The sequence below is a fragment of the Verrucomicrobium sp. BvORR106 genome, assembly GCF_000739655.1.
Lineage (GTDB): Bacteria > Verrucomicrobiota > Verrucomicrobiia > Verrucomicrobiales > Verrucomicrobiaceae > Verrucomicrobium.
Map to the genome: position 1 here is coordinate 25708 of NZ_BATR01000174.1, position 7530 is coordinate 33237.

Annotated in this window: 7 protein-coding genes; 4 read left to right on the forward strand and 3 right to left on the reverse strand. The window is 61.0% G+C overall.

Going from position 1 to position 7530, the window contains the following annotated elements:
* Positions 1-148: 148 nt before the first annotated feature.
* Positions 149-1675: a LysM peptidoglycan-binding domain-containing protein gene (locus BV106_RS31225; RefSeq protein ID WP_038171441.1), complete on the reverse strand. Its 1527-nt coding sequence runs from the start codon at positions 1673-1675 to the stop codon at positions 149-151.
* Between the two features lie 80 nt (positions 1676-1755).
* Here BV106_RS31225 and BV106_RS31230 point away from each other — a divergent pair, with 80 nt between their 5' ends.
* Genes BV106_RS31230 through BV106_RS31245 form a run of 4 tightly spaced genes read left to right on the forward strand, consistent with a single transcriptional unit; the run spans position 1756 to position 5151 of the window.
* Positions 1756-2730, forward strand: coding sequence for an N-acetylmuramoyl-L-alanine amidase (locus BV106_RS31230; protein ID WP_038171443.1), 975 nt, complete (start codon positions 1756-1758; stop codon positions 2728-2730).
* Positions 2731-2778: 48 nt separating this feature from the next.
* Entirely contained in the window at positions 2779-3543 is a 765-nt protein-coding gene (locus BV106_RS31235) for an amino acid ABC transporter permease (protein ID WP_038171444.1), read from the forward strand.
* Between the two features lie 46 nt (positions 3544-3589).
* Entirely contained in the window at positions 3590-4327 is a 738-nt protein-coding gene (locus BV106_RS31240) for an amino acid ABC transporter ATP-binding protein (RefSeq protein WP_038171445.1), read from the forward strand.
* 38 nt (positions 4328-4365) lie between these two features.
* Positions 4366-5151, forward strand: coding sequence for a creatininase family protein (locus tag BV106_RS31245; protein ID WP_038171446.1), 786 nt, complete (start codon positions 4366-4368; stop codon positions 5149-5151).
* Between the two features lie 367 nt (positions 5152-5518).
* Here the strand turns inward: BV106_RS31245 and BV106_RS31250 are convergent, their stop codons facing one another.
* Together BV106_RS31250 and BV106_RS31255 are read right to left on the reverse strand one after the other, a co-directional pair.
* Entirely contained in the window at positions 5519-6316 is a 798-nt protein-coding gene (locus BV106_RS31250; protein ID WP_038171448.1) for an SDR family NAD(P)-dependent oxidoreductase, read from the reverse strand.
* 155 nt (positions 6317-6471) lie between these two features.
* Positions 6472-6993 carry a DUF4142 domain-containing protein gene (locus BV106_RS31255; RefSeq protein ID WP_081892485.1) on the reverse strand — a complete coding sequence of 174 codons (522 nt, stop codon included), beginning with the start codon at positions 6991-6993 and terminating at the stop codon, positions 6472-6474.
* Positions 6994-7530: the final 537 nt, after the last annotated feature.

The window sequence follows — 7530 nt, forward strand, 5'->3', positions numbered from 1 at the left end:
TCAAGACCTGAGGTCCTACGCTCGCGGCAGCACCCCTGCACGGCGTAGGGCCTTTTCATTTCCCCGCATCCTCATCTCTCATCCCAATCCTGTTAATCCTTCAAAATCCTGTTAATCCTGTCTGAGGAAGCGTCTCCCCACCCCTGACTCACCGGATCTTCGCCACCCGGGGGATCATGATCTCGTCCCCCGCCTTCAGCCTCGCCGTGGCGGGCAGGCGGTTGTATTCATAGAGCTGCTCCTTGGAGATGCCAAAGGCCTCACAGATGGAGCCCTCCGACTCGCCATCGCTCACAATGTAGGAGCGGATCACCCCATCGTTGCCGACCGTGTTGGACTGCGGTTTGCCTGAAGCCAGTTCATGAGGGGCACTGGCGGCAACGACTGGCTTCACGGGAGCTGGCGGTTCGCTGCTCTTGGCTGCCGACGTGGTCGCCACCGGAGCGTGCTCATCAGAGGTCTTCTCCTCATGCTTGTCAGCCTTGGCCATCACCGGCGCAGAGGGCGGCGCGTCTGCCGCAGCCGTTGCGGGTGCATTCACCTTCGGCTTGGGTTCGACCGGCGCTGGAGGTGGCACGTTGGGAGCCGCAATCACCACGGGCGAGGTATTGCCATTCGTGCCCTTCTTCTCAACCACTGGGTTGACGATTTGCTTCTTCACCTGCTCAGAGGTCAGAGCGGTGACTTTCGGCTTGGGAATGGGCAGCGTTTCCGGTCCAGGGATGGATGGCAGCGGCTTCGTGACCTTGGCCACCGTCGTGGGCGCGGGAGTGGGAGGCTTGGCAGTAGGGGCAGGCTCAGTTGCGCCCGGCTTGGAGCCCGCGTGCCCTTCCTCTGCTGCGGGAGCCCCCGGTGCAGTTTTCGTCGGCTTTTCCACCTTGTCGGGGATCACGATCTTGGTGCCGTTCTTCATGCGGCGAGGATCCACCTGGGGATTCGCCGCCAGAATGGCTTCCATAGTGACACCAAACTTCCGCCCCAAGGCATAAAAGGTGTCGCCTTCTTCAATCACGTACTCCTTGCCAGAGACCGGGCCGCTCTCTGCGGCAAGGGGGCTGGCAGGCTTCACCGGTGCCTTGGTGTCACCGGGCTTCACTTGGGATTTGTCCGCCGGAAGATCGCTACCCGGATCCTTCAAGGTCACTGCAGGCTTCAGGGGTGCACCGGACTTGGCCGTCTTGCTCCCATCGGACGGCGGGATGATGAGCTCCATGTCCGGGTGCAACCGGTTGGGGTTCACATTGGGGTTGGCATTGGCCAGGGCCTCGGGGGTGACGTTGTACTCCCCGGCGATGCTCCAGAAAGTCTCGTCATCATCCACCACGTGCACTTTGCGCCGCTCGGTTCGCGGATCCACCAGCCCGCCCTTCGGCGGAATCTTGAGCTTCATGCCCTCCCGCACATACTCCTTGGGCAGCTTGTTGAGCTCCATCACCTCGCCCACGCTCGTGCTGTACTTCTGCGAGATGCTCCAGAGCGTCTCCCCCTTTTTCACGACATGCTCCTTCGCGTCGGAGTCCTTTCCAGACTTCGACTTCGCGGTATCGGCCTTCACGGTACTGCTCTTCGCCGGGGTTTTGGGTTTGGCAGAGGAGCTTTTGCTGGCGGCATGAATCGGGCTGACCAGGCACGCCAGAGCCACAATGCCGCAAAGGTGGAGACCAGGCGGACGCATGGATCCATTTTATAAAATTTAATCATCAAATCCACCGGAAATTTTGTAAGCTGCCAACGCGCTTAGTCTTCACCCTCTTCATGTCACCCCGTGGTGTCATCCGCCTGTTCCTGTCATCCAGCGCTCTGCTGGGGGCGGCTGCCTGCCTCTGGATGGTCGGCCAGAGCTGGGACCAGGAAGCAAATCGCCTGGTGGATGAGTTGAACCGGGTGGCGGCGGCGGATCCCTACCCCTTCCTGGTGGTGGTGGATGCCGGTCACGGTGGGAATGACGGCGGCACGCAGGGCTTTGGCCAGCTGGAAAAAGACATCTCCCTGGATCTGGCCACCCGCCTGGAACAGCGCCTGAAGAATGCAGGCTGCCAGGTGCTCATGACCCGCAAGGATGACACCTACCCCACCTTGGAGGAGCGGTGCGAGGTGGCGAACAAGGCCAAGGCGACCGTTTTTGTCAGCCTGCATCTCAACGCAGATCCCAAGTCGAACGAGACACATGGGGTCGAGACCTACTATTCCTCCCGAAAAAAGCTGGGCAACATGACCCCCATCCGGGAGCTCTTGGGCCTGAAGCACGATATTCCCGTGCGGGACGTGCGCAGCGAGTGGCTCGCGGGCATTGTCCACAGCCGAGTCTGCCGCACCACCGGAGCCACAGACCGGACGGTACGCGACAGCCACTTCGTCGTGGTGATGCAGACTGAATGCCCCGCCATCCTCGTGGAATGCGGGTACCTCACCAACCAGACGGAGTCGCTCTGCTTCACCGACAACGGGTACAAGGATGGTGTGGTGGAAGCAGTCGCCAGCGGCGTGCTTCACTATCTGCGTTCCATCCAGATGAATCCCCGCCGCGGTCTGCGGTTCGAGCCCCCACCTGTCCTTGTGGACGAACGGGACCCCGACATGGAACCGGAGCCCAAGCCTGAGCCGGAAAACGCCCCCACACCGGATCCTGCGGCTCCTCCTGCACCGCCGCCCGAAGGAGCCCCTTCGCCAGGCGCCTCGCCCCCGGTGGCCTCCGGCGGCTCCCCGGAGCCCAAGCCGTCGGCCCCTTGAATCGCTTGACCATCCGCCGGGCCACCTTCACCGTGGCCCGCCTTCTGCATGAGCCCGGAATCCAGACCTCAATCCCTTCTCGCTGAGGTTTTTTGGAACCTGCTGCTTTGCCTGGGGATGATGCTGGGCATCTGGGCCGTCTTCCACGCCATCAACTATAACTGGCACTGGGAGTCCCTGTGGAAGTGGCGCTGGCTCATCCTGCGCGGCTGGGGCACCACCGTCGCCGTGTCCGCCCTGGCCCTCATCATCAGCATCCCGCTAGGGCTCACCCTCATGCTGGGGCAGCGCAGTCGCTGGATCCCGGTGCGCCTGGCCTGCCGTGGCTGTGTGGAGCTGGTTCGTGGCACTCCGCTGCTCGTGCTGCTGCTGATCGGCTACTATGGCGTGGCCAATGCCCTCGGCATCGCCCGCCCCTGGCTGCCCGGGGTCTTCCTGCTGGCACTGTTTCATAGTTCCTACCTCTCAGAGATCTTTCGTGGTGCCTGGGAGTCCATTGGTGCCTCCCAGCTGGAGGGGGCCCGCGCCGTGGGCTTCAATCAGCAGCAGACCTGGCGTTTTGTCATCTTTCCCCAGGCCTTCCGGCGCGCCCTGCCGGGCACCGCTGGCCAGATGGTCTCCCTCATCAAGGACTCCTCACTGCTCTCCGTGATCGGCGTCGAGGAACTTACCCAGATGGTGCGCAGCGCCAATGCCCAGGCCTACACGGCGCTGGAGGGCTTCATCCCGCTGGCGATTCTCTACATCCTCCTCACCATCCCCCTCTCTTGGTGGACCCGCCGCATCGAGGAGCGTTTCAGGTTTGAAACGTAGCGCCTGCTGCTCCTGCCGCATCCCCCCACCTCCTTCACCGCATCGCATGCACATCAAGGTCAACCAGCTCGTCAAACGCTACGGCAGTCATGTCGCGCTCGACGGAGCCTCGTTTGAAGTTCCCGCCCAGGTGAACTGTCTGGTCTTGTTGGGGGCCTCCGGCAGCGGCAAGTCCACCCTTCTCCGCGTGCTCGGCTCTCTCCTCACCCCTGACTCCGGAAGCATCCACATCAACGAAACCGCGCTGGGCTGGACAGACGAGGCCATGCTCAAGCAGCGGCGCGGCAACGGGTTCGTGTTTCAGAGCTTCAACCTCTTTCCCCACCTCAGCGCCGAGGAGAACGTGGCCCTGCCTCTGCGGGAGGTTCACGACATCAACGCCCGGGTGGCCAGTCATCAGGCGCATGAGACGCTCGAAAAATTTGGCCTGGGCGAGCACGTGAAGAAGCGCCCCGCAGAAATGTCCGGCGGCCAACAGCAACGCGTGGCCCTGGCCCGGGCGATCGCCCCCAAGCCCGGCCTGCTTCTGCTGGACGAGCCCACCTCGGCCCTCGATCCGGTGATGACGCAGGAGGTCCTGGACCTCATCCTCCGTCTGGCGGAAGCCGGCCAACGCACCGTGCTGTCCACCCATGAAATCACCTTTGCCCGCAAGGTCGCGGACTGGGTGGTGTTTCTGGATCACGGCGTCGTCATCGAGTCCGCACCCGCCAGCCAGTTTTTTGACCAGCCGGAGTCTGAGCTGGCCCGTCAATTCCTAGAATCCCTCACACGGTATCGGTAGGCACTCACAGCCCCCTGGTCCGCCACGCACCTCCCGCCATGTCCACCTCATCCTTAGCCCCCCGCCCCTGGATCATTGCCGAGACCAACTGGAAGCAGGTCCAGTCCACCAAGTATGAGGTGGCCGTGCTCCCCATGGGGGCGACCGAGGCGCACAACTGGCACCTGCCGTACGGGACCGACAGCTACCAGAACGTCGCCCTCTGCTCTGAAGCCGGTCGCCAGGCCTGGGAACAAGGGGCCAAGGTGGCCATCCTCCCCAACATTCCCTTTGGCGTGCAGACAGGACAGCTGGACATCCCCTTCTGCATCAACATGAACCCCAGCACCCAGCTGGCTCTGTTGAATGATATCATCGCCTCCCTGGTGGGCGTAGGCATTCCCAAGCTGGTGGTCTTCAACGGCCACGGCGGCAACGACTTCAAACAGATGCTCCGGGAGCTCCAGGCCAAATGGCCGCAGATCTTCCTCAGCACTGTCTTCTGGCCCAACATCGACAGCGGCGCCGGCATCTTCGACGTGCTCGGCGACCACGCCGACGAACGCGAGACCAGCCTCATGCTCCACTTCCATCCCGAGCTGGTGCCGCCCAAAGAAACCTGGGGCGATGGCAAAGCCAACGCCTGGAAGCTCCAGGCCATGAAGGAAAAATGGGCCTGGGCGCAACGCGCCTGGACCCAGGCCACCCACGACACCGGCAGCGGCACTCCCGCCGCCTCCACCGCTGAAAAAGGCGCCCAGTACGCCGCCCTGCTCTCCAGCCGTCTTGCGAGTTATTTAGTCGAACTCGCCGCGGCAGATGCAGCGGATTTGTATGAGCGGTGAGGCCGGCCAAGAGTTCACAGAACGAAAAATGGGCATTTTGACGCCAAGGGCGTCATACAAAGCAGCCCGGGGTCAGGCGAGGCACGAGCCGCCACCCTGGGTACACGGGTAGGTGAACCTGAACTCCGTAGTGAGTTCTACAATCCTACAATCCTACAATCCGCGGCCCCATCCCTGAGATAGCCACGGTTTCGCGATCTTACCCCTGGCGTCTATTCTCCTTTGGCGTGAGGCCAACTCCGCTGGTTCAGCCCATTCTCTCATGGACCGCGTCTTCCCGTCCCCATCACTCCATCACTCCATCACTCCATCACTCCATCACTCCGCATTCCTAATTCCTAATTCCTAATTCCTAACTTCTTCCCCCTCACCCCTGCAACAACGACTGCGCCCCATCGATGTACACCTCCGTCCCCGTAACGTGGGAAGATAGATCCGAAGCCAGAAACCACACCAACTCCGCCACCTGACCCGCCGTGCCTGAGCACCCACCCGTGAGCGGCACATTCCCCTGCGGAAACTCAACTGGCAGGTGAATCCCTTCCAGCTCCCGCTTCTCGGTTGACTCATCGATCCGACTCTCAATCGCTCCCGGGCAGATGACATTGACCCGGATGCGATGTCGCGCCAGCTCCAGCGCCAGCATCTTCACCAGGGCCACCTGACCCGCCTTGGAGCACGCATAGGCCGTGGCTCCGGAGTTGCTAAAAATACGGGTGCCGTTGATCGACGCCGTCACCACCACGGACCCGCCAGCTTGCTTCATGAAGGGCACCGCATGCTTGATCGTCAGGAAAGTTCCTTTGAGGTTGATCGCCAGGGTCTCGTCCCATTCCTTTTCCTCAATCAGTTCGATCGGTGCCCACACACCATTGATCCCCGCATTCGCAAAGACCATGTCAATCTGCCCCTCCACCCCTGCCGCTTGAGCCATGGCGGCCTTCACCTCTGCATCCCTGGCCACATCCACCACGATGGGAACCGCCTCGCCGCCGCTGTGCAGAATCTCCTCCGCCGTGCACTGGATCTCCTCTGCGGTACGCCCCAGCACCAACACCTTGGCACCGGCATGGGCCAGGATCTTTGCGGTGCTCTTGCCCAGACCGGAACCAGCTCCCGTGACCACGGCGACTCGCCCCTTCAAGCTATCCGCAGGAATCACCATGATCTCAGTGAGTTGAGGTTATCTTCTACACGTGCTCTTTCTCTCTGCAAAAAGGCCCCCTCACCAATCACATAGGCAGATCAGCAAGGGGGCCGGGGAATTTTGTTTATCTACAGAAGCCTGGCGATACCACTTCGCTGACTTCTGAGGGAACGCTAGAGCTTTGCTTCCAGCGCCTGGGCTTCTTCAAGGTGCGACTTCAAGGTCGGGAGAGTTTTGTCCACCCAGGCTTTCAGCTCACCATCCTTGGAATCCGCGGAGGCGTTCTCAAAGTTCTTGATGGATTTCTTGTGGCTGGAGATCAAGCCCTGCAGGAACTCCTTGTCGAAGTTCTTGCCACTCTGTTTCTCCAAGCCCTGCACCTTGTCCGAGGCATCTGCTGGAGCGGCCGCAGAGAGCTGCACCCCCTTCTTCTCGGCGAAAGAGGTCAGTTCGTTGTTCACAGCGGTGTGATGCTTGATCAGCGTCTCAGCGAAGGCCTTCACATCAGCATGCTCCGCCTTCTTCACGCCAAGTTCGGCAACTTTCACTTCGCTCATCCCGCTCTGGGCAGCAGTCTTCACGAATTTCTGATCAGCAGCGTTCAGAGCGCTCTTCTCATCGGCAGAAGCTGTGGCGAGCATGGCAAAGCCAGCAAGCACGGCTGCGGCAATAGTAGGTAGGGTCAATGTTTTCATGGGTCAGTCTGTTTGGTGTTGTTGACGTCATCGACAACACCCGAGGATCGCTCTCTTGACTCCACACGGATGGATCTAATCGTAAATTTTTGAGTGTGGCATATTGGTTGCCCATCACAATAGATGCCCACGCCAACAGAGCGCCAAATCAAACCAAATGCGTCAATTCCTTTAACCTGATGGGCGACTCAGGGAAACGCCCGACAAATGGCCAGGGCCGGAGAAGCTCCGGGAGCGCACGCATCTTGGGGGGCAACCAAACATACATGCAACATCGCATTCGAACGACATGGAGGCGTTGAAGGCATTAGGCAGAAAGCAGATGCTGTCGGCCTTCCCACCTGATCATCCTTTGCGGAGGCACCCAGGGTTGACTCGCTTAGGGCTCGTCCAACCACTGGGCTGTGTTAGAGATCCCCGCTGGGGATCAACTTCGAACTGAGACGGCGCAACAAGGTACTCGACCGAAGCTCTTCCTCGAAGATGATGCGGCCACAAGCTCAACGTTGGCGGCCCGATGCCGGAGGCATCTCAGCT

Bases quoted from the DNA above. Each gene is read 5' to 3' on its own strand.
- BV106_RS31250 (WP_038171448.1), bottom strand. From the start codon at position 6,316: ATGGTGATTCCTGCGGATAGCTTGAAGGGGCGAGTCGCCGTGGTCACG.
- BV106_RS31225 (WP_038171441.1), bottom strand. From the start codon at position 1,675: ATGCGTCCGCCTGGTCTCCACCTTTGCGGCATTGTGGCTCTGGCGTGC.
- BV106_RS31235 (WP_038171444.1), top strand. From the start codon at position 2,779: ATGAGCCCGGAATCCAGACCTCAATCCCTTCTCGCTGAGGTTTTTTGG.
- BV106_RS31245 (WP_038171446.1), top strand. From the start codon at position 4,366: ATGTCCACCTCATCCTTAGCCCCCCGCCCCTGGATCATTGCCGAGACC.
- BV106_RS31240 (WP_038171445.1), top strand. From the start codon at position 3,590: ATGCACATCAAGGTCAACCAGCTCGTCAAACGCTACGGCAGTCATGTC.
- BV106_RS31230 (WP_038171443.1), top strand. From the start codon at position 1,756: ATGTCACCCCGTGGTGTCATCCGCCTGTTCCTGTCATCCAGCGCTCTG.
- BV106_RS31255 (WP_081892485.1), bottom strand. From the start codon at position 6,993: ATGAAAACATTGACCCTACCTACTATTGCCGCAGCCGTGCTTGCTGGC.